Raw genomic sequence first — 26,452 nt, forward strand, 5'->3', positions numbered from 1 at the left:
TAAGCCTTCTTATTTTATTATTAACCGAGATATCAGAGCATAGCTGACAAAAACTGACCAATAACAAATCACTATCAGGTTATTCTAATCCGGTGTATTTCGCTGAATAATTCATCACCCTAAGCGAATTAATTTCCCTTAAGTCTTTTTCAAAACGTCAAGATTTTTCCCGGCACTCTATGCCATGAAAATTAGCCCCTTTTTGCCTCTCTTTCGCCGTTTGCTCGCTTTTATAAAACGTAAAGTAGATACGTGAAGAAGTCTAAGGGGTAACAACGTGGCAAAAACTCTCTTGCGCAGCGGCAATTTGGATGACTATCAGGCCGTGGGCGGCGGTGGTCAGGCCGTGTTTGATTCAGCATTGCAAATTCGTGAAACGCTTCGTCTGCGTAAACAGCAGGCGATGGTGGATTGTCTGGCGATCCCACAAATTAACGACAACGGCGATCGGGTTGACTGGTATTCCCCGATAGAAGGGAAAGCCGTGGCGTGGAAAGCCGCTGATGAAGAAGCACGTTTTCGTGCGCTGCGCTATCTGGGGAGCACGCTGGAAAATGCGGCGACCCTGAGCCGTAAAAGCCTGCAATCGGGGAAAACTTCCCTACAGCTGTTTGGCTCACTGCTCGAAAAAGCCATCCAATTTCCCGGTGAAAATCACGTGTTTCTGGTTGATGGCAAACCCGTTATTACGTTCTGGGGCTTCGTAAATCTGAATGAAAATCCTCGCGACGATGTGCTCGACTGCCTGCGCATTGCCGATGTTCCTCCTGTGGTTACCGTAGCAGAGCCAGAACAGGAAAAAGAAATCGCACCGGAAATTACCTTTGCCGAGGCCGATGTCCCCTTACTGACGCCGGTCGTTGATCTGCCAAAACCGGTTGAACCTGAACCTCACCCCCCGGTTATTGTTAGCGAACCTGAAGTCACTGCCCCGCCGGTACATGAAAAGCCCATACGCCGCCTGCCGCTGTGGAGCCTCCCCGTTGCCGCAGTGATTATTGCAGCCATCGTTGGGCCGCTGCTGTGGAAGCAACAGACCACCCAGCCCGTACCCGCAGTAGCCGCTATTGAAGTCGCTAAGGTTGATATGGCACCGCTGCCAGCACTGACATCTGCACTGCCCCTGCATCGTGCTGAAGTGACTCCAGCTGCGAAGAAAGAGAAACCTGTCGAAGGACCGGTGGTGATTGCCGCAATTCCAAAAGATGCGCTGGTGATGGATGCCAACCAGATGAAGGCAGGAACGACGCGTTTTCTCAACGGTAACTGGCGCGTCATGGTCGATGTTAAAGATCCGGTGAGCGGCAAAGCGCCGTCGCTGCGCTATCAGATCCAGGCCAATAAAGGCACTGCGCGCGTGGTTCATGGTGACAACATTGTTTGTCGTGCCGAGATTTTCTCTGGTTTGCACCAGTCGGGTGAATTAATGATTAAGAGTCGCGGCAATGCCCGTTGTACCGACGGTTCACGTTATCCGATGCCTGAAATTACCTGCAAAGCGGGAACCAATGACGTCGCCGCCTGTACCGCGCGTTATGACGATCACGCGGAAATCCCTCTGACGATCAAAAAGATAGGTGCCTGATTTTATGTTGGTGAATCTGTGTGATTACAAACAGAGCGTGACGCTCATCGCCAATAGCGGTGTGCAATTTCTGGATTTCGGCCTCACGCCGCAGGAATCTGCGCACCATGGACGCTTTGTGCGCAAAACGGCAAACGGTCCGCTACTGAGACTAGACTTCGATCTGACGTCAGGACGCTATACCCTACCGGGCAGCACCGGCGCGCAACCCGAAGTGGTGAAGCCGGAAAGTACTCAGACGCTGCACTATTCGCTGGACGTGCTCGACGGCGTCTGGCTGCCGCTGCCGTTTTTGCGCTTTAACCCGCCGCGTACGTTTGTTGAAGGCCCGGATAACTGGGCACGCGTGCAGGTGCGAAAGCTGCCGCAGCCGGACAGCGCGGGCAACACCCACCGTGTTACCGTAGCGCTGGACAGCCAGCTTACTGAAAATGCCCCTGCGGCGTTAACCCCCAACGAAAATGATCTGCTTAACGGTACACGGTTTGCGCTGGCCTGGCATGACAACGAAATTGCTGATTTCCTTGACCAGACCTGGATTGACGGCTGGTTGCGCGAATCTTTTATGCACCATGTCACCCAACATGAGAACCGCTCAGAACAAGAGATCCAGCAGGCGCTGCGTAACTTTGAATACCAGGCGCACTGGCTGAATGTGCTGACCCTGTTAGGTGAGCAGCTTTCCGTCCCGGAAGTGAAACTGGTTACGCACACCCTTAGCACACCCGCCATTCCCGTCGATCTTATTTTGGATATCGGTAATACCCATACCTGTGGTGTCCTGATTGAAGATCACGGGGATGCCAATGACGGGCTGCGTCAGACCGCTGAATTGCAGGTCCGTTCGTTAAGCGAGCCGCAGCTCCTCAACGATCCGCTATTCACCAGTCGGCTGGAGTTTTCCGAAGCACGCTTTGGTAAGCAGCACTTTTCCGTTGAGAGCGGACGTGATGACGCCTTTATCTGGCCGTCGATTGTGCGTGTGGGTGATGAAGCCCGTAAGCTGGCGATGCAGCGTATGGGCACCGAGGGCAACAGTGGGATCTCAAGCCCGCGCCGCTATCTGTGGGATGAAACGCCGGTGCTGCATGACTGGCGCTTTAGCCAGATGAATGGCAAAACCCAGCGCGAACCGCTGGCTACCGCCTTCCCGCTGATGAACCTGATGAACGATGACGGGCAACCGCTGTTCAGCCTGCCGCAGGACGATCGTCTGCCAGTGTTCTCACCACAATACAGCCGCAGCACGCTGATGACGCATATGCTGTGCGAAATACTGGCCCAGGCGCTGGGGCAAATTAACAGCGTAGCGACGCGTTTGCGCCTCGGATTCCCGGCGTCTCCTCGTCAGTTGCGGACGCTGATCCTGACCCTACCGTCGGCGATGCCCAAACAGGAGCGCGAGATTTTCCGCCTGCGCATGTTTGAAGCTATTGCCCTGGTCTGGAAAGCAATGGGCTGGCACCCGCAGGATGAAGACTTCACCACCCGTAAGCAGCAGGAAAAGAGTGTGGTTCCCGTACCTGAAATTCAGATGGAATGGGATGAAGCCAGTTGCGGGCAACTGGTGTGGCTGTATAACGAGGCTATCTCACACTACGATGGCCACACCGAATCGTTCTTTAACGCCCTTGCCCGCCCGGACCGTTTGCCGGAGCCTGGTGAGACTAAAGGCCGTGCACTGCGCGTGGCATCGATCGACATTGGCGGCGGGACAACGGATATGGCCGTCGTTCATTACCAGCTTGATGACGGCGTTGGCGCGAACGTCAAAATTACCCCGCATCTGCTGTTCCGTGAAGGTTTTAAAGTTGCGGGCGATGACATGCTGCTGGACGTGATTCAGCGCTGCGTGTTGCCTGCACTGCAAACCCGCTTACAACAGGCTGGCGTGACCGACGCCGCCGCATTGCTGGCCACGCTGTTTGGCGATTCCGGGCGCATCGATACTCAAGCAATTCTGCGTCAACAAACGGCATTGCAGCTCTTTATGCCGCTTGGTCATGCGGTCCTCTCTGCCTGGGAACAAAGCGATATTAACGATCCGGTCGCCGGACTACATGCCACCTTTGGGGAACTCCTGAGTCAACAACCCACGCGCAACGTGATGAACTACATCCAACAGGCTATCGATCATGCGTTGCCAGCAGGGTCGCCAGCGTTTGATGTTCTGAGCGTGCCGTTACAGGTACAGTTCAGGCAGTTACAAGAAGCACTATTGGCGGGGCAATTTACCCTGACTTCCCCACTGCACGCGGTTTGTGAGGCCATTTCACACTATCGCTGCGATATCTTATTAGTGACCGGCAGACCCGCCTGTTTACCCGGTGTACAGGCGTTGATCCGCCATCTGCAACCTGTTCCGGTTAACCGTATGATCTGGATGGATAACTACCGCGTGCATGAGTGGTATCCGTTCAGCCAACAGGGGCGGATTGGTAACCCTAAATCCACCGCTGCTGTAGGCGCTATGCTGTGCAGCCTGGCGCTGGATTTGCGTTTGCCACGTTTTAACTTTAAAGCTGCTGATATCGGCGCTTACTCGACCGTACGCTTTCTCGGTGTGCTGGATAATACGGTCAATACCCTGCGCGATGAGAACATCTGGTATCACGATATTGATCTGGATAAACCTGGGGCGAAGCTGGATGCCCGGTTGCATTTCCCGTTACGTGGCAACGTGACGTTAGGATTCCGGCAACTGGCAAACAGCCGCTGGCCTGCCACGCCGCTGTATACGCTCAGCATAAACTCTGCCGAACTGGCAAAAACTATCGCCGGAGATGGCGTGTTGAATGTTCGGCTGCAGCTACGCGGCGGCAGCAAAGAAAGTGGCCCGGAATTCTTCATCCTGAGTGATGCCTGGTTACAGGATGGCACCCCCGTTGCCGCCAATGCCTTAACGTTAAAACTGAATACACTGGCAGACCGTCGCCATAGCGGAAGCCATTACTGGATTGATAGCGGGAGCGTGTACCTGAAATGAGTAAGATGTTAAATACCGCGCAGGCCGCCATCGAGTGGGTGGTAGATACCCGTCAACGTGCGGCGCGTCTTGATGATGAAGCGGATGCCCTGCTGGCACAGCTTACGCTAGCCGCAGTGAGTGAATCTGCGTTGAAGGAGACCTTTTCATCGCAAGGATGTATAGGGTTATACGGACACTCACAATCGGCAAAAGCACATCTGCTGGCGGCATTGTGCTGCAATGCCACTGGCAAAGTGAATATTGTTACCCCGGATCGCAGCTTTGATTATTTCTCGCATATTAATCCGGGCCATGCACCAACCAATATGGCGATCCGCTTTACGCGCGATGAAAATCCGCATGATAGCGAATGGCCGTTGCGTCTGCGATTACTCAGTGAAGCCGAACTGGTACAGCTATTTATCGCCCAGTTCAGCGCGCTCCCGGGCAACCGACAGGTCGAGAAATCGATTATTGAGGCGCGCCTGGAAAAATGGCAAACGCTGCGTCAGCGTCACCCGATGCCGGGCATTACCGCACATGATGTTGCGGCAATTGGTCGTTTCTGGCGCTCCTGCGTACCGGCAAACCAGCAGCAAATTGACGATGCACTATGGTATCAGTTTGCCACGTTGCTGCCCGCACTGGACCTGACTACCCGGGCAAACGCCTGGGCGTTACTGTGGGGAGAACAACCAGAGCTGACGCAGCAGTGGCTGGCGCTGGCGCACACGTTGCAACAAACCGGACACGCGCAAGAATTAGCGGCCCCGCTGAGTCTGCTGGTTGATCATTTTGGTTTACCGGCCGAAAGTTTCCTGATCCAGGTGGCATTGACCAGCAATAATGAGACGCAAAGCGATGTGGTGGTTCATCCGATTGAAAATCATCAGTTGCTCAATGCGGTCAGTCTTTCTTTGTCGTCACTGGCGCTGCTCACGCGCGAGCTGGTCCTGACGGTCGAAGACTCGGTGCTGGAGAATGTCGATCTGCTCGATATTCCCCTCGCCCCGGATGCTCATCCTAACCCACTGTGGCAGGCAAAATTAGGCTGGATGCTGGAACATTATCGCCAGCACCTGCAACCGGATGTGCTCTTAATCTGCAACGCGGTCTCTGCCCGCTCCCAGACGCCCGCCATCACCCGCAAGCTGTTGGGCTGGGTCAATGATACCCAACCTGTTCATGATGCCGCATTACCGGGCGTGGTTTGGGCCATTACCCCGCAGGATGCGCGTTTTAGTACCCAGCAAAACCTTGATGAATCCGTGCAGCAATTAATGGGCAAGCCCGGGCTGCATTGGGGCACGTTGCAGGCACTGGATAAACATAGCTTACAACGTCTTGTCGAATGGCTGACTCAGGCAACCTCACCACAGCAGCGCCAGGCCAGGTTGACTTCTCTACGCGAGCAGCATCAACAGCGCATCCGCGAAACTCTGAAAAGCTGGATTAATCCCGCTCAAGCTGAATCGGATAGCCACGAGTCGGTGATCCGCCAGTTACAGGCGCAAGCGGCAAAACATGGCGAACTGCTGGATGGTTTGCTCCCGCCGATGCGCATTTTTGAGTCGCTGCTGCGTATTCAGCAACCTCGCGAGGAGCAGGTAAGCGGTTTATTTAATGAAGAGATTGACCTGTTTGCCGAGGTGCGTGACACACTACACTCGCCGGAAAGTCAGGAGACCGGATATCAGGCACACAAAATGTGGATTAACCACGTGCGCCAGTGGTGTCGCGATGAAAATAATGCCCGCCGTTTACGACTCGATCCCCGTACGTTAAGGCAGGTTGCCGACATTCTCGTCACCACCAGCTATCGCCTGGAGATGCCACAACGCTTACAGCGCATTATGCAGCGCGAAAATGTCTGTGCCGCGCAGTTACACGCCGATATTGGTGATTTTATTACCTGGCTTGGATTTGCCGACGTTGCTGAGGAACAGCGCCCTGCCAGCAGGATCCAAAAAGGATCGGCTATTTTTAGCGCGCCGAAGCAATCGCCGATGTTACGCCTGACGAAGCTGGATGAACAACCCTCGCATGGTGCAAGCCGTTACGTTTACGACTGGCTAGTTGCCTTGTACACCCGTGCGAATGAGAATGCGGGATATCAGCACCCACAGGATGTCTCTGAAACCGACAAAAAACGATTAGATGCCCTGCTTTTCTCCTGAAACGGCGTATACGCCGTCATCAGAAAAGAGAAAACATCAGCGCAACGGGAAAACTCATCGGCCAGGTCGCCCCGACTAATACCGCGCTAAGAAAGCGGATCCGCTTTTTATCGCGGGAAAGAAACCAGGTGATGATTGCCGTGATGACGGCCATCACCGCATAAAAAACCAACATTTTTTGGTATAGGGACATTTAAGGCATCCTGGCCAGAAGAGAAAATCGCGCGCAATATGCTATTTTTCATGACTCACATCAAGTTTTATTAATTAATTTAAGAAAAACGGCTGTAAAACAACCCATTTTCATTATGTTCAGAATTCGTACTATTGCGGATAGTTATAAGCCGTACTATACCCATAAGGGTTAAAACGAAAGGTGGCAAAAATGAATGTTTCCAGTAAAACTGTGGTGCTGATAAATATATTTGCTGCTGTAGGACTTTTCAGTCTGATATCCGCAAGGTTCGGCTGGTTTGCTTGATGTAACGCTTCTTGATTAATTGCAGCGTCCGCTGGCAGAGAGGATCTTCTCTCTGCCATCAGTAAACAATCTTCCCACTCTGCTATCACTGGGTAAATTATCCTTAATATGTAATACCCCTAATCCTTCTGCGGCATTATATTGTCCGAATAACGGCCAGGTGTTGTGCCGGTATGTTGATGGAAGAAAGCAATAAAAGCACTGTCGCTGACAAACTCCAGATATTGCGCGACCTGGCTGATATGGCATCCATCAGCCAACATTTCCATGGCTTTTAACAACCTAAATTGCTGCCGCCAGTCCTGATAATTCATCCCGGTATCCCTGATAAATATTCGGCTGATCGTCCTCTCGCATGCCCCAACCTGTCGGGACAATTGATTCAGTCGTGGTGGCAATTCACCCATGTGTAATCCCTTGAGCCACACGTTGAGCCGTGGATCTGAGGGGTACTGCAATGTCCAGTTTTCACTGCGGGCGGCACGCATTTCCTCACAAAAAACGGCAATGAGGCTGGACTGCTGTGCGGCAGGCATTTCCCATGGCCAGAAGGCCATACGTTCTATCACTTCAAAAAACAGCGGATTAACTTCGACTATCTGCAGCGGTAACTCAGATAACGGCAATGTGGTTGAAAAGTACAAAGAGCGATAAGCCATCACACCACGCATTATGGCGCGATGTACCGTGCCTGCCGGGATCCAAACCGCACGACGTGGCGGTAGCAGACACAGGGCCTGCTTCAGTTCAATCGTAATACTTCCCGCTGCCGAAAAAAGTAGCTGATGACGAAGATGACTGTGCCGCCCGGAATCATGTACGCCCATATCGGCAGCAATACCGATTACCGGTTTATCAAAGCTATCCGCATCAAAAGCATCATCAGGGGCAATTTTCATTATCTGTCTGATATTTGATATTTAAAGTCCTGATAATGGTAATACGACATATTCCTTTCAGCAATAATGCCCGCCTGTTTTCTGTCTCTCTGGATATTGCTATGAACACACTTCGTCGCCCACCGCTGTGGCTTCTTACACTACTGATTATGTTCCCACAACTGGTGGAAACCATTTACAGCCCGGCATTGCCGGGTATCGCTACCTCTTTTCACGTAAGCAGTGAGCGCGCGGCTCAAACACTCTCCGTTTATTTTGTTGCCTTTGCCGTCGGCGTAGCGATGTGGGGTTGGCTAAGTGACTGCATCGGACGACGTTGGGCGATGCTGGCAGGGCTTATCTGCTATGGAACAGGTTGCGCATTGGCCGTTGTTGCCACCGACTTCAGCGTTTTGCTGCTGGCACGGATGATCTCCGCTATCGGTGCGGCTGCGGGGTCGGTCGTGGTACAGACCATGCTAAGGGACAGTTATGAATCAACGGCGCTATCCCGCGTCTTTTCCGTGATGGGGGCCGCGCTGGCATTGAGTCCAGTTTTTGGCCTGCTAAGCGGAGGTTGGTTAGTGAGTCTGTATGGCCATACCGGTGTTTTTGTTGCCCTTGTGCTGTTGGCGTTGTTACTGCTAATACTGACAGTGATCATGCTGCCAGAAACCCGGCCCGAACATACGCTCAGCCCGAAGCTTGCCGCGCTGTTTTCCCGCATGATGCGGGACAGTGAGTTGCGGAAAAACGCCTTGCTGGTTGCCCTACTGAACACCATGCTGTTTAGCTATTACAGCCTGGCACCGTTTCTTTTTGGGCAATTAGGATGGAGCTCCAGAGCCTTTGGCTGGACGGGGTTGCTACTTGCGTTTGCTTCTCTGTCAGGTAGCCTGCTGAACCGAAGACTGTTAACGACAGGTCTGACGCCGGAACAACTGGTACGTTATGCCTGTGTGCTGGCAGCGTTGTCAGGTCTCGTCGCGTGGTGTTTGCAGCACTCCGCGTGGATCCTGATTCCGGTGTTCGGCGTGGTGATTGCCTATGGTATCGCCATTCCCAATGTGCTGAGTCAGGCGCTGCGTCACTACCGTGAACAGGCCGGTGCCGCAGGAGCTTTGTTCGGATTAAGCTATTACCTGTTACTTGGGATGATGCTGGGTTTAGCAGGCATGGTGCAGCAACTGGGGCTGGTTCTGAGCGTCTGTGCCCTACTCGCCTGGCTTTGCAGCCTGGGCCGCAGATAAACCCGATGGCGATCCTGAAAGCACAAAGCCCCGGCTATATGCTGGGGCTTTGTTGTATCAATTAGCCTGACCTCGCGGATATTTCCAACTTACCGCCGTCCGATGGCGACGAGGCCAGTGGCGCGAATAGTATAGACACACGTATGCCAATATTTAGCTATCCGTGCCCCATTCGCCGATCGCGCTTAAGATATTACTCATGCTTGATCATAACATGGCGAATAACCGTGTAATCCTCCAGCCCATAAACCGACATATCCTTTCCATAGCCGGACTGTTTTTGCCCACCGTGCGGCATCTCGCTAACCAGCGTGAAATGGGTATTGACCCAGGTGCAACCATATTGCAGGCGAGCGCTAAAGCGATGCGCTCGCCCAACATCCCGGGTCCAGACGGAGGATGCCAGGCCGTATTTCGAATCGTTGGCCCATGCCAGCACCTGATCTTCATCATCAAATACGGTCACGCTGACCACCGGACCGAAAACTTCCCGCTGTACGATGGCATCGTCCTGCTTCGCCCCAGCAAGCAGCGTCGGGGCAAAATAGTAGCCTGAACCATCCACTTTTTTACCGCCGGTGATGACCTTAATATGGCCCAACGCTTTAGCCTCATCGACCGCTTTAGTCACGCGATCGAGATGTGCCTGCGAGCTCACTGGTCCCAGCTCGGTCGATTCATCATTCGGCGGACCGATTTTCAGGCTGGCAACGGCGGCGCCAAGTTTCTCGACCAGTGCATCATAAATGCCTTTCTGGGCATAAATTCGGCAAGCGGCGGTACAGTCTTGCCCGGCGTTGTAATAACCAAAGGTCCGCACGCCACTCACCACTGCATCCAGATCGGCATCATCAAAAATGATCACCGGAGCTTTTCCGCCCAGTTCCATATGCGTACGCTTAATTGACGGCGCGGTGTGCTGAATAATGTGTTCACCGGTTGCAATGGAGCCGGTCAGCGAAACCATGCGCACTTTTTCATGACCGGTCAGCGGATCGCCCACCGTTTTACCGCGGCCAAACAGCACGTTAATCACGCCAGCCGGATAAATGTCTTTGGCGAATTCGGCTAATTTAAGCGCCGTCAGCGGGGTAATTTCTGACGGTTTAATCACCACGCAGTTCCCCGCCGCCAACGCTGGAGCCAGCTTCCACGCCGCCATCATCAGCGGATAGTTCCACGGCGCAATAGAAGCCACCACGCCCAGCGGATCACGGCGAATCATCGAGGTATGCCCTTCCAGATATTCACCGGCCGCCTGTCCTTGCAGGGTACGCGCCGCACCGGCGAAGAAACGGAAAACATCGACAATAGCGGGAATTTCATCGTTGAGAACACAGTGCAGCGGTTTACCGCAGTTAAGTGATTCCAGCTCAGCGAAGGTTTGCGCGTTATCAGCAATAGCATCCGCCAGTTTCAGCAGCAGTTCAGAGCGGACTTTCGGCGTGGTTTGCCCCCAGGTGGCAAACGCGGCGTCTGCCGCTCGTACAGCGGCATCAACCTGCATGGCTGACGCCTCAGCAATCTCCAGAATGAGTTCACCAGTGGCAGGGTTATAGACTGGCTGCTTTTCACCTTCACCGTTGACCAGCTCGCCATTAATCAGTAATTGATGTTGCATAGCAATTTCCCATATCGTCGTTTATTTACCGTTTCCGGCGAGAGTGTCGCCTTCACGCGTTAGCCACCAGGCCCCTAAAATTGGCAGTGTTGTCACCAGCATTACCAGCAATGCCACAACGTTGGTGACCGGCACATCCCGTGGACGGCCCAATTGATTGAGCAGCCACAGAGGAAGTGTTCTTTCATGTCCGGCGGTGAACGTTGTCACGATGATTTCATCAAACGACAAGGCAAACGCCAGCATCCCCCCCGCCAGAAGTGCCGATGCCAGGTTTGGCAGCACGACATAACGAAAGGTTTGCCAGCCATTGGCGCCAAGATCCATAGACGCTTCGACCAGACTCCATGAGGTACGGCGAAAACGCGCCACAACGTTGTTAAACACCACCACCACGCAAAACGTCGCATGGCCCACTACGATCGTGAGAAAACCCGGTTCCAGGTTGATGGTTTTAAACGCGGTCAACAGCGCAAGGCCGGTAATAATGCCCGGCAGCGCGATCGGCAACAGTAGCAACAGCGATATTGCACTTTTGCCAAAAAAGTCCCTACGCCACAGCGCGGCCGCGGCCAGCGTCCCCAGAACAAGGGCAATAGCTGTCGACAACGCAGCGATCTTAAGTGACAACGTCACAGATTCCAGGATATCGCTACGCTGCGCAGCAACGCTAAACCACTTCAGCGTTAATCCCTGGGGTGGAAAACTAAAAGCAGCCTCCTCAGTATTAAAAGCATAGGTGGCGATGATGAGGATGGGAAAGTGCAGGAAAATAACCCCGCCCCATGCCGCCAGTTTGAGTAGCCAGGGTGCGCGTTCAGAGTGCATCGAAAGCTCCCAGACGCTTCACGAACGCCAGATACAGTGCGATTAACACAATCGGCACCAGAGTAAATGCCGCCGCCATCGGCATATTGCCGATCGCCCCTTGTTGCGAATACACCATGTTGCCGATGAAATAGCCCGGCGGTCCCACCAGTTGCGGCACAATAAAGTCACCCAACGTCAGAGAGAAGGTAAAGATCGAACCCGCTGCAATACCCGGTATCGCCAATGGAAGCACCACATAGCGGAAGGTTTGACGCGGACGCGCGCCCAAATCAGCAGAAGCCTGTAACAGCGACGGCGGAAGTCTCTCCAGGGCGGCCTGTACCGGCAGGATCATAAACGGCAGCCAGATATAGACGAACACCAGGAAACGCCCTAACCCTGAAGTTGACAGCGTATTGCCGCCTACCGCAGGCAATGTCAGGAACGAAAGCAGCAACGGCTCCAGCCCAAGGTGGGTTAAAAACCACTGCGCCACGCCGTCTTTAGCCAACAGCAGCGTCCACGCATAGGCTTTAACGATGTAGCTGGCCCACATTGGCAACATTACGGCAATGTAAAAAAAAGCCTTCATTTTGCCGCTGGTATAGCGAGCCATATACCACGCCATCGGAAACGCCAGAATCGCGCTGGCGATGGTGACCGCTACCGCCATCGTCAGAGTGCGCAAAATGATGTCGTAGTTAGCGGGATTAAACAGCGCCTGCAAATTCGCCAGCGTCAGGTCTGGTGTGACCGACATGGTGAAATCGTCGAAGGTATAAAAACCTTGCCACAACAGCGTCAGTAATGAGCCAAAGTAGACGATGCCAAACCACATCAGCGGTCCGAGGAGCAGCAAAAATAACCCCAGCCCCGGATTACGCCAGAAGTAACCTGAGATCCGGTTCAGGTTGGTCGACTGTGGAGGCGAATGTAAGACGTTCATAGCCATTCACCTCTCCTCAACCAGCGGTACCATCACGTCGCGTGACCAGGATGCCATCACCTGCTGACCTGGCGACAACGTTAACGGTAGCATTTCTCCCGTCAGGTTCGCCTGGCTAACCAGCAATTTTTCCCCTCCGGCGAGTTTTAGCTCAAACCGCGTCGCCGCCCCCTGATACTGCACCGCCTGAATAACCCCCCGGGCCTGAACTTCTCCTCCGGTATCATTCAAGCGAATGTGTTCCGGACGCAGGGAGAACATCCCCTGTAGCCCACAAACGTTCGCCGACATCGTCGCATCGAAGACATTGGACGTCCCGACGAAACTTGCCACAAACGGCGTACGTGGACGCATATACAGTTCACGCGGAGAATCTACCTGTTCAATGCGACCGTTATTAAACACCGCCACACGATCGGACATCGACAGGGCTTCCCCCTGATCGTGGGTAACAAAAATGAACGTGATGCCAAGAGATTGCTGTAATTTTTTCAGTTCCAGCTGCATCTGTTCACGCAATTTAAGATCCAATGCCCCGAGCGGCTCATCCAACAGCAGGACGCGCGGCTCATTGACCAGCGCCCGGGCAATCGCCACGCGCTGACGTTGCCCACCGGAAAGCTGCGACGGTTTACGCTCATGCACAAAACCGAGTGCGACCTTATCCAGCGCTTCACGTGCTTTCGCGTGGCGCTGTTTTTTATCGATGCCTTTGACCATCAGCCCGTAGGCGACGTTGTCGAGAATCGACATGTGCGGGAACAACGCGTAATCCTGAAATACCGTATTGACGTCCCGTTCCCAGGGCGGCAATTCGCTGGCCTGCTTACCAAAAATGGTAATTGCGCCGCCTGACAGCTGCTCAAACCCGGCAATCAGGCGCAGACAAGTGGTCTTGCCGGAGCCGGATGGCCCCAGCATAGAGAAAAACTCACCGTCGTTAATCGCAATACTTACCCCATCAACTGCACGAACATCCCCATACAAACGCGAGACGCTATGAAACTCCACTGCGTACGTCATAAAACCCCCAGCGGAATTAACGACCGCCCATAATGGCGATGTAATCCTGCGTCCAGCGACTGTAAGGAACGAATTTTCCACCTTCGGCAATCGGCGTTTTCCAGAAGGCAATTTTGTCAAAGTAGCTATAGCCGTTGGTTTCACAACCCTTTTCACCCAACAGAGGGCTGGCTTTACAACCTTCAGGTACCACTGGCAGAGAACCAAACCAGGCCGCTACGTCGCCCTGTACTTTCGGGGTTAATGACCAGTTCATCCATTTGTAAGCACAAACCGGGTGTTTCGCTTCACTGTGCAGCATAGTGGTATCAGCCCATCCGGTAACCCCTTCTTTTGGGAAAACCGTGGCAATTGGCTGACCTTCGCCTTTCAAGGCGTTAGCCTGATAAGGCCAGGCGCTTGACGCCACCACGCCTTCGTTTTTGAAATCGCTCATTTGCACGGTGGTATCGTGCCAATAGCGATGGATCAACGCGTGCTGATCGCTCAGGACTTTGATCACCGCCTGATACTGTTTTTCAGTGAGCTGATAGGGATCGGTAATACCCAACTGCGGCTGAGTGGCTTTAACGAATAACGCGGCATCGGCAATATAGATCGGGCCATCGTAGGCCTGAACGCGCCCTTTATTGCTTTTCCCATCCTCAAGTTTTTGCTCAACAAACACCACGCTCCAGCTATCCGGCGGCGTTGGAAAAATTTTGGTGTTATACATCAGCAGGTTTGGTCCCCACTGGTACGGTGTGCCGTAAACTTTTCCGCCAACGTTAAACCATTCGCCTTTTACCACGCGTGGATCGATTGTTTTCCAGTTAGGGATCAGCGCGGTATTAATTGGCTGAACGCGTTTTCCCATAATCAGACGCAGTGAGGCATCACCAGAAGCGGTAACCAGGTCGTAGCCGCCTTTTGCCATCAGGCTGACCATTTCATCAGATGTGGCTGCCGTTTTTACATTAACCGCGCAGCCGGTATCTTTCTCAAACTGTGAGACCCAGTCATATTGCTTATCGGTTTGCCCACGTTCGATATAACCCGGCCAGGCAATAATATCCAGGCGGCCTTCCGGTTTATCTAATGATGTGGGGGGTTCGGCTGCCTGCGCAGTCATCAGCGTCATACTGAGTGCGCACAGGCTACTGAGGGCAAACTGCTTGCTCATAACGTCTTACTCCTGTCTAAAAAATATTGAGCGGCAGCCTTGCCGTAAATATATGTCCTTTTCTAAAAATAGTCGGGGTGTTGTAAGCGTTCCTGCTGGCGCAAGGAAATTTAATCAGGTTGTGAGCTAACGCTCATTACGCTACAGACTCTGACCTGGGGGTAATCTTCTGGAGTATAGACAAGGAGTTAGACGCAGAGGTGGCAATAGTATTAACTATTGATATTTTGTATGGACGCACCCGATATAAATAATACCGTGGTTCAGCATTCACTATTTCGAAAATAAGAACGCGCTATTCATTTATATTGAATAGCACGTTATGGTTTATTTCATCATTTCACGAATTAATTTACCAAGCTGTTTTACGGCCTGCTCTTCGCGATCTCCCCAGTGCCATGCAGTATTAAAACGAAAAAAACGAGTCCAGCTTCCCGAGGTCGAGAACATTTTCCCCGGCGCAATGCTGATGTGGTGTGCCAGCGCATGGGTACTGAGCACACCGGCATCAAGCGGTTCCGGCAGCTCCAGCCACAGAAAATAACCACTGTCGTTGTGGTGAATTTTGACCTCCGCCGGAAGATGACGCAGCAGCGTTTGCCAGGCCTGTTGTTTACGTTCCGCCAGTTGCCGACGCAAGCGCCGTAAATGCGCGTCATAGCGCCGGGTTGAAAGATAATCAACAAGGGCAAGCTGCATGGGCGAACTGGTAGATAAGGTGCTCATTAGCTGGAGTCGCTGAATACGCCGGGCATGTTTCCCTGCTGCCACCCAGCCAATACGAAATCCTGGTACCAGACACTTCGAGAAGGACGAACAATGCAGAACGCTGTCGGCGCGATCCCAGGCTTTGGCGGGCAACGGTTTTTCGCGGCCAAAGTACAGTTCGCTGTAAACATCATCTTCAATCAGTATTACGTGGTATTTTTCCAGCAAGGCAACCAGACGCGCCTTTTTCTCTGCGCTGAGCGTAAAACCCAGTGGATTTTGGCTGTTTGTCATTAGCCAGCAAGCTTTTACCGGGTACTCCTGCAACGCCTGCTCCAGCGCGGTGAGATCGATCCCCTCTTTTACGTCGGTGGCAATCGAAAGCGCCTTCAGACGTAATCGCTCCAGGGCCTGCAACGCCCCGTAAAAACAGGGGTTTTCGACAATAACCCAATCACCCGGTTCGGTGACTGCTTGCAGGCTCAGGTTGAGGGCTTCCATCGCGCCGGTGGTGATGACGATTTCGTCCGGTGAAATGGTCATCCCCTGTTGAGCATAGCGACGGGCAATGGCATGACGCAGCTCAGCATTCCCCGGCGGCAGATTTTCAATCACGCTCATGGCGGTGGCAGTTTTACTCACCTGCGCCAACGAGCGGTTCAACTGCTGAAGTGGAAACAGACGCGGGTCGGGGAATGCGGAGGCAAAGGGCATCACTGACGCATCCCGGCTGGCCTGCAACATATCAAAAATGTAGGTATTGATATCCACCGCTTCATCGCGCATGACCTGCACCTGCGGCGCAGCAAATTCATGTTCGGGGCGCGCGGCGACATAATAGCCAGACTGCGGTCGGGCAATAATCCGCCCCTGGCTTTCCAGCAACTGGTATGCGTGTCCGACGGTCATAAAACTCATTCCGCTGCTGACCACCTGCTCACGCAAGGATGGCAAGCGATCGCCTGGCTGCCATACGCCAGACGCAATTTGATCGCGAATTTGCTCTGCCAGTCGCTGGTACTTTTTCATTTTTCGTCCTGATTACCGGTGTCGGTGACAACCACTGTGTATATCAGTTTACATAATCAGGGTATTTTATTTAACTGTTATAGTTAACAGTTTTACAACATCGGTAATGACAGTTCTTTGCCTACGGCGCGTATTTCAAGAAGAGAACGCTATTCAATAACAGGAATCAAGCTTCCGGATTTCATATCAGCGAGTGCAACTTATAACAGCGCTGCAACTGTTATGGTTAAAAAGAACTGTTCTGTTTCTGCCTTCCATTGCTCCTCAGACTTAGAATTGCGCCAAATCAATTTTGCCTGCGGAGTTAAGCATGTTCGGTCTTGACGCGTTTCACCTGGCAAGGATCCAGTTCGCGTTTACGGTATCCTTTCACATCATTTTTCCGGCTATTACTATCGGGCTCGCCAGTTATCTGGCTGTGCTGGAAGGGCTATGGCTAAAAACGAAAAATCCCATTTGGCGATCGCTGTACCATTTCTGGTCGAAAATATTCGCCGTAAATTTTGGTATGGGTGTAGTTTCCGGGCTGGTGATGGCTTATCAGTTCGGCACCAACTGGAGTGGTTTTTCCGAGTTCGCCGGGAGTATCACTGGGCCGTTACTGACCTATGAAGTATTAACCGCCTTCTTCCTCGAAGCTGGTTTCCTTGGGGTGATGTTGTTTGGCTGGAATCGGGTTGGTCCAGGACTTCATTTCTTTGCCACCTGCATGGTCGCACTGGGTACCATTATTTCAACCTTCTGGATCCTCGCCTCCAACAGCTGGATGCAGACACCGCAAGGCTATGAAATAGTTAACGGCCAGGTCGTTCCCGTCGACTGGTTCGCCGTTATTTTCAATCCTTCGTTCCCCTATCGTCTGCTGCATATGTCGGTTGCCGCCTTCCTGAGTAGCGCGTTGTTTGTTGCTGCCTCTGGGGCATGGCATTTGCTGCGCGGGAATAACACACCAGCAATTCGAGCGATGTTTTCGATGGCGCTGTGGATGACATTAATCGTCGCTCCACTGCAGGCCTTGATTGGCGATATGCACGGTTTGAATACGCTGAAGCATCAGCCGGCAAAAATTGCTGCGATTGAAGGACACTGGGAAAATCGCCCCGGTGAACCGACTCCGCTGCTGCTGTTCGGCTGGCCGGATATGGAGCAGGAACGCACCCGCTATGGGCTGGAAATCCCGGCGCTGGGCAGTCTGATCCTGACCCATAGTCTGGACAAACAGGTCCCGGCCCTAAAAGAGTTTCCTAAAGAAGACAGGCCCAACTCCACCATGGTGTTCTGGTCATTTCGCATAATGGCCGGGCTAGGCATGCTGATGATCCTGTTGGGCGCGTTTGCCCTGTGGCTGCGCTATAAGCAGCGTTTATACACCACGCGCCCTTTTCTGCGCTTTGCCTTATGGATGGGCCCCTCCGGTCTGATTGCCATCCTTGCCGGTTGGGTGACCACTGAAGTTGGCCGTCAGCCGTGGGTGGTTTATGGTCTGCAACGTACGGCGGATGCGGTTTCTGCACATGGCGATTTACATATGAGCATCAGCCTGCTGTCCTTCTTTGTGGTGTACAGCTCAGTGTTTGGCGTGGGTTACAGCTACATGATCCGCCTGATCCGTAAAGGGCCACAGGAAGATGACCCGACCATTCCGCCAACAGGCACGCCTGCCCGGCCGCTTTCAGCCGCCGTCCTCGATTCTCAACCGGAGGCACATCGCTAATGGGTATCGATTTATCAGTTATCTGGTTTGTGATTATCGTCTTCGCCACGCTGATGTATATCGTGATGGACGGTTTTGATCTCGGGATTGGCATTTTATTCCCAGCGATTCAGGACGCTGACGACCGCGATGTTATGGTCAACAGCGTCGCCCCGGTATGGGACGGCAATGAAACCTGGCTGGTGTTGGGCGGAGCCGGATTATTCGGCGCTTTCCCCCTGGCCTATGCGGTGATTGTCGATGCGCTGACGATCCCGTTGACCCTGATGCTAATCGGCCTGATTTTTCGCGGCGTCGCGTTCGAGTTTCGCTTCAAAGCCACACCGGCTCACCGACCATTCTGGGATAAAGCCTTTCTCGGCGGTTCAATCCTCGCGACATTCACGCAAGGTGTCGTGGTGGGTGCCGTACTCAACGGATTTTCCGTTACCGGACGCAGCTACAGCGGCGGTCCTTTCGACTGGTTGACCCCGTTCACGTTGTTCTGCGGTGTTGGTCTGGTCGTGGCTTACGCCCTGCTGGGGGCGACATGGCTGGTGATGAAAAGCGAAAATCCGTTGCAGGATAAAATGCGCAGTGTGGCCAAACAACTGCTGCTGGCAATGTTGGTTGTGATTGCCATTATCAGCCTGTGGACACCACTGGCACATAGCGCGATTGCCGAGCGTTGGTTTAGCCTGCCCAACCTGTGGTTCCTGATGCCTGTTCCGCTGCTGGTTGCGCTTATCAGTCTCTGGCTGTGGCGTTCGCTGGGGCAACATAACTGCCATACACTGCCTTTTGTATTAACGCTGGGGCTGATTTTTCTCGGGTTTAGCGGGCTGGGGATCAGTATCTGGCCACATATCATTCCACCGTCTATTACGCTATGGCAGGCGGCGGCTCCGGCACAAAGTCAGGGCTTTATGTTGGTTGGCGCACTGCTGATTATCCCGATAATCCTGGTGTACACCTTCTGGAGCTACTACGTTTTCCGCGGCAAAGTTCAACATGGTGAGGGGTATCATTGATGCAACAAACAATCTGGAAACGCCTGATGTGGCTGGTGCTCCTCTGGGGCGGCAGCGTGCTGGCCCTGGCCGCCGTTGGTATGTTCTTTCGTCTCCTGATGACAGCCGCCGGATTTAAGTCCTGATACTATCCTTGCAAACAACCGGGCAGCACTGTATTGCCCGGTTGTGACAAATCCCAACACTGGCTAAACAAATATGTAAAAAACATCGAAATGGCAAAACAGAGATTGTCATTAACCCGATTAAAATATTGAATAGTCACCAGGCGAAATTATCGCCAATTCCGCAGCTAACGTACCAGAGGGTGCATGATGTTTAAGAAAGGGTTAACGGTGTTATTGCTGGCCAGCGCGCTTTTTTCCGGTCAACTTTTCGCTACTAATCAGGGACATGAATATCTTCAGGTGCAGGATGCCGATCATTTACTACGACACACGGCCGACAGCGATGAACTTCGAATGACGGCGGAAGAATCCGCCGCCGATCTTCGTGAGCACCATCACTGGCAAAAATCACGCAAACCCGATACACATCTGAGCTAACGATTAACATTTGCGCTTCGGCAGTGTCTTCATCAGTTCTTCTGGACTGACCGAAGCCACGACGCTGCCCGGCAACGGCATCTTCAGAATGTGGTGCTTCATCTTGCCGATTACGTGCATTTCGCACGGTCGGCAATCAAATTTCAGCGTCAGGACTTCATCGCCGTTAACCAGTTGCATCGGTGTTGCTTTCCAGCTTTTGATGTTACCTTTCGCCTGTTTCGGACACAGGTTAAAGGCGAAACGCAGGCAATGTTTGGTGATCATCACCGGCACTTCGCCCTTTTCTTCATGTGCTTCATAGGCTGCATCAATCAACTGAACGCCATAACGGTGATAAAACTCACGCGCTTTTTGGTTGTAGACGTTAGCCAGGAAACTCAAGTGCGTTTGTGGATAAACCGGCGCTGGCTGAGATACCGGTTTGCGGCTACCGCGCTGATAGCTTTGCAAGCGCGCTGCATCCAGCATATCAACGGCTTCACGCCGGAACTGATTTAGTTGACCGTTTGGCACAAACAGCGCGCCCGGCAGATTCACCTGAATATTACGGGCGTAGTACATCGTCTGACCAAGTTTTGCCAGTCCATCCTGTAGGTTACTCAACGCTTTTTCCGCATTGTTCGCTTCCTCAAACTGGCCGTCCAACGTATGGGTGATACTCACGCCCTCTTCACTGGTGAGCGTCAGAATCAACTGCTCCTGCCAGCCGCCGAGCTCAATATCGATCGCAACACGGCGTTCGCTGGAAGTTTTTGTTAACGCTTGCTGCCAGTTATGATCGAGGTTGCGATTCAGCGGATGATGCGGACGCACTTTGTGCAGGTCGGCGGGCATTTCATTCGGCCATACCCGATAACGATTGTTCCCCGTTTTTTCCACGGTGTTGGCGCGAAATCCAACAACCTCACGTTTGATTAACACGTTCAGGCCATCCCCGTTTGCCAGCGGTTCAGTCACCTCAACATCGAGATGATCTTTCGCCACCTTCAGGACTTCGCCGACCGGCAAACCGATAAACTTTGGTGAGTCGAATGCGCCGATATCCCCTTTACGGGCATTCACAAAATAATCGGTGCTGCCGCGATGGAAGGTTTTCTCTGTGGATGGGGTAAAGAAATGTTCGGTACGTCCTGCTGATGAACGGGCCAGATCGCCGCGTTCTTCAATGATGGCGTCGAGCATCTGGCGATAATGCGCGGTAATATTCTTCACATAACTCATGTCCTTATAGCGCCCTTCAATTTTGAAGGAACGCACACCTGCGTCAATCAACGCACCCAGGTTGGCGGTCTGATCGTTATCTTTCATCGACAGCAGATGTTTTTCATAGGATACCACGCGCCCCTGATCGTCTTTCAGGGTATACGGCAGACGGCAAGCCTGGGAACAGTCGCCGCGGTTAGCGCTGCGTCCTGTTTGTGCATGTGAAATATAACACTGCCCTGAATAGGCAACGCACAGCGCACCGTGAATGAAAAACTCAATGGTCGCATCGGTAGCCTGATGGATAGCATTAATCTGCTCAAGGCTCAGTTCGCGCGCCAGCACAATCTGGGTGAATCCCACATCGGATAGAAATTTCGCCTTCTCAACGCTGCGAATATCGCACTGGGTGCTGGCGTGCAGTTCAATCGGGGGAATATCCAGTTCAAGAATCCCCATATCCTGCACGATCAGGGCATCAACGCCGGTCTGATACAGATCGGTAATTAACCGTTGTGCGGGCTCCAGCTCATCATCATGCAAGATCGTATTTAGCGTCACAAAGATTTTTGCCCCGTAACGGTGGGCAAAAGGCACTAATTCGGCAATATCTTTCAGGCTATTACTGGCGTTATGACGCGCGCCAAAACCTGGTCCACCAATGTAAACGGCGTCTGCGCCGTGCAAAATGGCTTCGCGCGCAATGGCGGTATCCCGAGCCGGGCTTAACAATTCAAGGTGATGAGGCTGCTGGCGCATACAGTTGTTACCATCCACAAGCGGTAAAAATGGCGGTTATTGTAGTCACAAGCGCGGCGTTTCGAAATAGTTTTCCCGATTAACCGCGTGGGTAATGGATCAGCGAGTGAAAATGAACCGTTTGCTCGCTACTGTTACGGTAGCTATGTGCCGTATCTCCGGCGAAACGGACACCTTCACCGGATTTAAGGGTGCGCCACTGCCCCTCAATACACATATCCAGCAGACCACTAATCACCACCACGTGCTCAATTACGCCGGTTTCATGCGGAGTAGATTCACTGAGCGCGCCGGGTGCCAGCAGTATCGAAAAATGATCGAAGCACAGTTGCGGATCCCACGGGAACAACGGCGTGACGACCATCGCCTGCTGCTGGGGATCGAATGTTAGCGTGCCTTCTGACTCTGGTGGTGAAATAAACGTTGAAAACGGGACGTTCAGTCCAGTGGCAATTTTCCACAATGTCGCCACCGTTGGACTGGATTCGTTGCGCTCAATCTGCCCCAGCATCGCTTTTGAGACGCCAGTTTCCTCCGCCAGACGCGAAAGGCTCCATTCACGCTGGTGACGTAGCGTCTTGAGCGTTGTGGCCAGATAGTGGGTTAAGTTGTCCATTTTTCTCCTTCGTCGCTCTCCTTTCTCGGGGCTACAGCTTAGCACTTGTACGCTATAACGCACAGTGCTACAGTAACTGACCGTTATAACGCACGCGGAGTTGCTATGCGCACATTTTCCATCCCCTTGCCTACAGTTTTGTCGGGTTTTGTGGCTGTCCTGGTCGGCTACGCCAGTTCAGCGGCCATTATCTGGCAAGCGGCGCTCGCCGCAGGTGCGACGACCGGACAAATCGCAGGCTGGATGACCGCACTGGGGCTAGCAATGGGGGTCAGTACGCTGGCGCTGACATTGTGGTATCGCGCCCCTGTTCTCACCGCATGGTCAACGCCCGGTGCCGCGCTGCTGGTGACGGGCCTGCACGGGGTATCGATTCAGGATGCTATCGGTGTTTTTATCGTAGCTAATGCATTGATTGTGCTGTGCGGTATAACCGGGCTGTTTGCCCGCCTGATGAAAATTATTCCCCACTCGCTGGCATCGGCCATGCTGGCCGGGATCTTGCTGCGTTTTGGTTTGCAGGCGTTCAATAGCCGGAACAGTGAGCTTATCTTGTGCGGCAGCATGCTGCTGGCGTGGTTAGTACTAAAAGTGATTGCCCCAAGGTATGCCGTAATCGCCGCAATGTTGGTAGGTATAGCCATCGCCCTGGTTAAAGGTGACATTGTCACCGATAGTGTTAATCTGTCACCGGTATTGCCAGCGTTTATTGCACCACACTTTTCATTAGCCCACTGTATCAGCATTGCGCTACCGCTGTTTCTGGTTACTATGGCTTCGCAAAATGCCCCCGGTATTGCGACCATGAAAGCATCGGGATATTCGTTACCCGTTTCACCCTTGATTGTTTTTACGGGTCTGCTGGCACTGCTATTTTCGCCGTTTGGCGTCTATTCCATCTGCATCGCCGCCATAACCGCAGCAATTTGCCAAAGCCCCGAAGCCCATCCAGATGCAAATCGACGCTGGCTCGCCGCAGCGGCAGCGGGTGTCTTTTACATTCTGGCTGGGGTGTTTGGCGGTTCGGTCACAGGACTGATGGCAGCCCTGCCCGTAAGCTGGATCCAGATGCTTGCTGGTCTGGCATTGCTTGGCACGATTAGCGGTAGTTTATATCAAGCCTTACATAATGAAGCAGAACGCGATGCGGCCATCGTGACTTTTCTGGTTACGGCCAGTGGTCTGACGGTATTTGGTGTTGGGTCTGCATTCTGGGGGCTGATCGTCGGCGGTATCTGCTACTCAGTGTTGACGTTATTTCGCCGCGCGTAACTGCGTTGGCGTTTTACCCGTCACTTGTTTAAACCGGTTACTGAAATGGCTCGCCGAACTGAACCCGCAGGCCATTGCAATATCCGACAGGCTGCGTGATGAATAACAGACCAGTTGCTGCGCCAGCGCCATACGGCGTTGCATGACGTACTGATGAGGCGCCATATTCATCGACTGGCGAAACATTCTGGCAAAATGGAATTCACTTAGCGCTGCTTCACCTGCCAGATCGCTCAACGTTATGGGATACGCCAGATGTGCTTCAATATAGGCCAGCACGTTGCGCAATGTGGCAGGCGCAAGCCCTCCGGTGACAACGGGAAGTCGCCATTGCACATTGCTGTAATGCTGGATCAGATGCGTTAACAGTAGTGAAGATGCTGCGCTAAGCGTGAGGTGATTGGCCGGTTGCTGCCAGTCATTACCAAGCAAAAACTGACGGTAAACCGCCGTGATCCCCGGGTCACTGCCAAACGTATGCTCGTCCAGCGTGAAACTATAGGGGCTTTTGTCCCAGACTTTTTCACCCACTTCGCGCAAATGGGCGTCTGTACAATAGAGATGAACAAAGGAAAGATCGTCACGAATATCCCAACTGGACTCACTCTCCTTCGGCATCAGGCAAAAGCGGTCTGGTCCCCCGCCATTCTTCCAGCCTCCCGCCGTCTTGTGGTAACTCTCGTAACCATCTGCGATGTATAAACTGAGCGTATGATGATCGCAATACTGGGTGATGGTATCGCGTTTGTTCGACCAGGCCGCCAGTTGGATCCCTGAATGTAACGCAACCGATTCATGCAGCACGGCATTATGTTTGCGCAAGTTTTCAAAGGCACCGTAGGGCTGAGACATACCATCACATTCAAAATAAGTTAGCAGGCTTTCAGTCTATATCAGCTACATATCGTTAACAGCTGCCTTTTCACTATTACGCTAAAAAAAGCGCAAGATTTTGCAAGTCCACCGCAAGTCGATGAAAGTCTCCTGCATTCCGTCGTGACACAGTGTAAGTCTGAATGAATAAAGAGAGAGTCGTATGAACGCACTGTTGTACTGCCTGGTGGTGGTTATTTGGGGAACGACATGGATTGCGATTTATTTGCAGCAAGGTCCGGTTTCTGCACCGGTTTCTATCTTTTGGCGCTTCGCCGTTGCCAGCTCGGTGATGATAGTGATCCTGTTGCTAAGCGGTAAATTACGCAAACTGTCTGGTCGCGATCATCTGTTTTGTCTGTTACAGGGCGGATGCGTTTTTTGCTTTAACTTCTGGTGTTTTTATACGGCTGCGGCGTGGATTAATACCGGCCTGGAGTCGGTGATTTTCTCAATGGCCGTCCTGTTCAATGCAGTCAATAGCTTCATCTTTTTTGGTCAAAAACCACCGCTGCGCTTCTATATTGCAGCGGGTCTGGGACTGACGGGCATCGTGACTCTGTTCTGGCAGGATTTGCTCAACAGCGGGTTTAATCATTCACTGTTACTGGGCATCGGTTTGAGCGCTCTGGGAACCTTCGGCTTCTCACTGGGTAATATGATCAGTCTGCGTCACCAGAAAAAAGGGTTGGAAGTACTGACCACCAACAGTTGGGCCATGCTGTACGGCACATTGCTGATCGCGGCCATTGCTCTGGTGCGCGGCGACAACTTCACGCCACAGTGGACATTCAGCTATCTTAGCGCGCTGTTATATCTTGCTATTTTCGGCTCAGTGATTGCCTTTGGCGCTTATTTCACGCTGGTAGGTCGCATTGGTCCCAGTAAGGCGGCATACAGCACGCTGCTGTTCCCGCTGGTGGCGCTGACGCTGTCAACATTGTATGAAGGATACATCTGGCAAGTAAATGCAATTGCCGGATTGGTGTTGATCTTACTGGGAAATCTGGTGATGTTTGCCCGACCGGAAGCGCTGATGGGTAAACTACTCTATCGTCGTCGTGTGGCATAAAATAACGCACCATCCTGAGATGGTGCGTTCATCATTTTTATTGTGGTTTTTGGTTCACATCAAACATGGAGGCATCGGTCGCCATGTCATCAACAACTTTCTTCAACGTTTCGAACGCCATCGGCGTGCTTTCGTTGTTCAGGTCTTTACCTTCACCCTTACGTACAACTTTAATCACCGGTTTATTGGTCGCTGCATCAATCAACTCACCCTCGAAATAGAGGTTGGTATCCATGGTACGGTGACCCGTCGCCATTTGCGTTCCCGCAACCAGCAGTGCAACCGGGACCACTTCATAGAACTGCAGTCCTTCTTTGCTGGTCGCTACACCGGTAATCGCCCCGCGGAAAATCAGGCTACGCGGTCCAGGGGTCGTAACCAGAGGCTTACGCTTGCTGATGGCGGATTTCAACTGTGTATTGGTATAGGTCAGTAATTGATCAAGAACCTGCTGCCCTACCTGCGTAGTAGGTTTCGGAACCGGATAATACGTTACCGGGTTATACACGATGTTGTCATATTTGGATTCGTTGTAGCTCGGGTCAACCCAACGGAGTACCGTTTGTCCCGAGGCTGATTTTGTTTCCTTCAGATCAGAGTAATTTTTTAAAAACCCAGAATATTTATCCGGCTCGGTCACTTTTGACGCACAGCCGGATAATGCCAACAAGCCAGTAAGCGCTGCAACTTTAAATAAAGTTTGAGTACGCATGAAACGATCCCTTTAGTTTTCGCAATGATGCCTAA

The 26,452-nt window shown here is 52.6% G+C and carries 23 protein-coding genes; 11 read left to right on the plus strand and 12 right to left on the minus strand.

Going from position 1 to position 26,452, the window contains the following annotated elements:
- Positions 1–277 precede the first annotated feature (277 nt).
- Genes OGY68_RS18205 through OGY68_RS18215 form a run of 3 tightly spaced genes read left to right on the plus strand, consistent with a single transcriptional unit; the run spans position 278 to position 6,730 of the window.
- On the plus strand, positions 278–1,585 hold the full coding sequence (locus tag OGY68_RS18205; protein ID WP_008784833.1) for an SrfA family protein: 1,308 nt from the start codon (positions 278–280) through the stop codon (positions 1,583–1,585).
- 4 nt (positions 1,586–1,589) lie between these two features.
- Positions 1,590–4,571: a virulence factor SrfB gene (locus tag OGY68_RS18210; RefSeq protein WP_057068235.1), complete on the plus strand. Its 2,982-nt coding sequence runs from the start codon at positions 1,590–1,592 to the stop codon at positions 4,569–4,571.
- Positions 4,568–6,730: a virulence factor SrfC family protein gene (locus tag OGY68_RS18215; protein ID WP_057068191.1), complete on the plus strand. Its 2,163-nt coding sequence runs from the start codon at positions 4,568–4,570 to the stop codon at positions 6,728–6,730. The genes OGY68_RS18210 and OGY68_RS18215 overlap by 4 nt, the downstream gene beginning before the upstream one ends.
- A gap of 19 nt (positions 6,731–6,749) precedes the next feature.
- Here the strand turns inward: OGY68_RS18215 and OGY68_RS18220 are convergent, their stop codons facing one another.
- Positions 6,750–6,923, minus strand: a complete 174-nt coding sequence (locus OGY68_RS18220; RefSeq protein WP_003020198.1) for a GhoT/OrtT family toxin — start codon at positions 6,921–6,923, stop codon at positions 6,750–6,752.
- Between the two features lie 192 nt (positions 6,924–7,115).
- On the opposite strand from OGY68_RS18220, the gene yncL reads away from it, so the two are divergent.
- Entirely contained in the window at positions 7,116–7,211 is a 96-nt protein-coding gene (yncL, locus tag OGY68_RS18225) for a stress response membrane protein YncL (protein ID WP_071524268.1), read from the plus strand.
- A gap of 119 nt (positions 7,212–7,330) precedes the next feature.
- Here yncL and OGY68_RS18230 read toward each other — a convergent pair whose 3' ends face one another.
- The gene (locus tag OGY68_RS18230; RefSeq protein WP_057068189.1) at positions 7,331–8,110 is read right to left on the minus strand and encodes an AraC family transcriptional regulator; all 780 of its coding nucleotides are present in this window, start codon (positions 8,108–8,110) and stop codon (positions 7,331–7,333) included.
- Between the two features lie 101 nt (positions 8,111–8,211).
- Here OGY68_RS18230 and OGY68_RS18235 point away from each other — a divergent pair, with 101 nt between their 5' ends.
- The gene (locus OGY68_RS18235) at positions 8,212–9,339 is read left to right on the plus strand and encodes a multidrug effflux MFS transporter (protein ID WP_057068187.1); all 1,128 of its coding nucleotides are present in this window, start codon (positions 8,212–8,214) and stop codon (positions 9,337–9,339) included.
- Between the two features lie 193 nt (positions 9,340–9,532).
- Here the strand turns inward: OGY68_RS18235 and patD are convergent, their stop codons facing one another.
- The 6 genes from patD to OGY68_RS18265 all read right to left on the minus strand — a co-directional run bounded on the left by patD (position 9,533) and on the right by OGY68_RS18265 (position 16,638).
- Positions 9,533–10,960 carry an aminobutyraldehyde dehydrogenase gene (patD, locus tag OGY68_RS18240; RefSeq protein ID WP_003833127.1) on the minus strand — a complete coding sequence of 476 codons (1,428 nt, stop codon included), beginning with the start codon at positions 10,958–10,960 and terminating at the stop codon, positions 9,533–9,535.
- A gap of 21 nt (positions 10,961–10,981) precedes the next feature.
- The gene (locus tag OGY68_RS18245) at positions 10,982–11,788 is read right to left on the minus strand and encodes an ABC transporter permease (protein WP_003020204.1); all 807 of its coding nucleotides are present in this window, start codon (positions 11,786–11,788) and stop codon (positions 10,982–10,984) included.
- Positions 11,778–12,722: an ABC transporter permease gene (locus OGY68_RS18250; protein WP_003833133.1), complete on the minus strand. Its 945-nt coding sequence runs from the start codon at positions 12,720–12,722 to the stop codon at positions 11,778–11,780. Before OGY68_RS18250 ends, OGY68_RS18245 begins: the two co-directional genes overlap by 11 nt.
- Positions 12,723–13,739, minus strand: a complete 1,017-nt coding sequence (locus OGY68_RS18255) for an ABC transporter ATP-binding protein (protein ID WP_057068185.1) — start codon at positions 13,737–13,739, stop codon at positions 12,723–12,725.
- 16 nt (positions 13,740–13,755) lie between these two features.
- Entirely contained in the window at positions 13,756–14,901 is a 1,146-nt protein-coding gene (gene ydcS, locus OGY68_RS18260; RefSeq protein ID WP_008784842.1) for a putative ABC transporter substrate-binding protein YdcS, read from the minus strand.
- Between the two features lie 327 nt (positions 14,902–15,228).
- On the minus strand, positions 15,229–16,638 hold the full coding sequence (locus OGY68_RS18265; protein ID WP_057068183.1) for an aminotransferase-like domain-containing protein: 1,410 nt from the start codon (positions 16,636–16,638) through the stop codon (positions 15,229–15,231).
- A gap of 310 nt (positions 16,639–16,948) precedes the next feature.
- Here OGY68_RS18265 and OGY68_RS18270 point away from each other — a divergent pair, with 310 nt between their 5' ends.
- The 4 genes from OGY68_RS18270 (at position 16,949) to OGY68_RS18285 (ending at position 19,907) form a co-directional block, all read left to right on the plus strand.
- A complete protein-coding gene (locus OGY68_RS18270; protein WP_286579765.1) occupies positions 16,949–18,352 on the plus strand; it encodes a cytochrome ubiquinol oxidase subunit I in 1,404 nt (467 codons plus the stop codon).
- Positions 18,352–19,362, plus strand: coding sequence for a cytochrome d ubiquinol oxidase subunit II (cydB, locus tag OGY68_RS18275; RefSeq protein WP_048214147.1), 1,011 nt, complete (start codon positions 18,352–18,354; stop codon positions 19,360–19,362). The genes OGY68_RS18270 and cydB overlap by 1 nt, the downstream gene beginning before the upstream one ends.
- The gene (locus tag OGY68_RS18280; RefSeq protein ID WP_057068180.1) at positions 19,362–19,487 is read left to right on the plus strand and encodes a DUF2474 domain-containing protein; all 126 of its coding nucleotides are present in this window, start codon (positions 19,362–19,364) and stop codon (positions 19,485–19,487) included. The genes cydB and OGY68_RS18280 overlap by 1 nt, the downstream gene beginning before the upstream one ends.
- A 189-nt stretch (positions 19,488–19,676) precedes the next feature.
- On the plus strand, positions 19,677–19,907 hold the full coding sequence (locus tag OGY68_RS18285; RefSeq protein ID WP_057068178.1) for a DUF2554 family protein: 231 nt from the start codon (positions 19,677–19,679) through the stop codon (positions 19,905–19,907).
- Positions 19,908–19,910: 3 nt separating this feature from the next.
- On the opposite strand, the gene rlhA is transcribed toward OGY68_RS18285, so the two are convergent.
- Together rlhA and OGY68_RS18295 are read right to left on the minus strand one after the other, a co-directional pair.
- Positions 19,911–21,872 carry a 23S rRNA 5-hydroxycytidine C2501 synthase gene (gene rlhA / locus OGY68_RS18290; protein WP_057068176.1) on the minus strand — a complete coding sequence of 654 codons (1,962 nt, stop codon included), beginning with the start codon at positions 21,870–21,872 and terminating at the stop codon, positions 19,911–19,913.
- 79 nt (positions 21,873–21,951) lie between these two features.
- Positions 21,952–22,488, minus strand: coding sequence for a helix-turn-helix domain-containing protein (locus OGY68_RS18295; RefSeq protein ID WP_032943531.1), 537 nt, complete (start codon positions 22,486–22,488; stop codon positions 21,952–21,954).
- 105 nt (positions 22,489–22,593) lie between these two features.
- On the opposite strand from OGY68_RS18295, the gene OGY68_RS18300 reads away from it, so the two are divergent.
- Positions 22,594–23,760: a benzoate/H(+) symporter BenE family transporter gene (locus tag OGY68_RS18300; protein WP_057068174.1), complete on the plus strand. Its 1,167-nt coding sequence runs from the start codon at positions 22,594–22,596 to the stop codon at positions 23,758–23,760.
- On the opposite strand, the gene OGY68_RS18305 is transcribed toward OGY68_RS18300, so the two are convergent.
- Entirely contained in the window at positions 23,743–24,612 is an 870-nt protein-coding gene (locus OGY68_RS18305; protein ID WP_057068172.1) for an AraC family transcriptional regulator, read from the minus strand. The genes OGY68_RS18300 and OGY68_RS18305 overlap by 18 nt on opposite strands.
- Positions 24,613–24,796: 184 nt before the next feature.
- On the opposite strand from OGY68_RS18305, the gene OGY68_RS18310 reads away from it, so the two are divergent.
- Positions 24,797–25,705, plus strand: a complete 909-nt coding sequence (locus tag OGY68_RS18310) for a DMT family transporter (RefSeq protein WP_032943534.1) — start codon at positions 24,797–24,799, stop codon at positions 25,703–25,705.
- 37 nt (positions 25,706–25,742) lie between these two features.
- Here the strand turns inward: OGY68_RS18310 and OGY68_RS18315 are convergent, their stop codons facing one another.
- On the minus strand, positions 25,743–26,417 hold the full coding sequence (locus OGY68_RS18315; protein WP_048227575.1) for a DUF3313 domain-containing protein: 675 nt from the start codon (positions 26,415–26,417) through the stop codon (positions 25,743–25,745).
- Between the last annotated feature and the right edge of the window lie 35 nt (positions 26,418–26,452).

This window comes from Citrobacter sp. Cpo065, from assembly GCF_030332805.1.
GTDB lineage: Bacteria > Pseudomonadota > Gammaproteobacteria > Enterobacterales > Enterobacteriaceae > Citrobacter > Citrobacter portucalensis.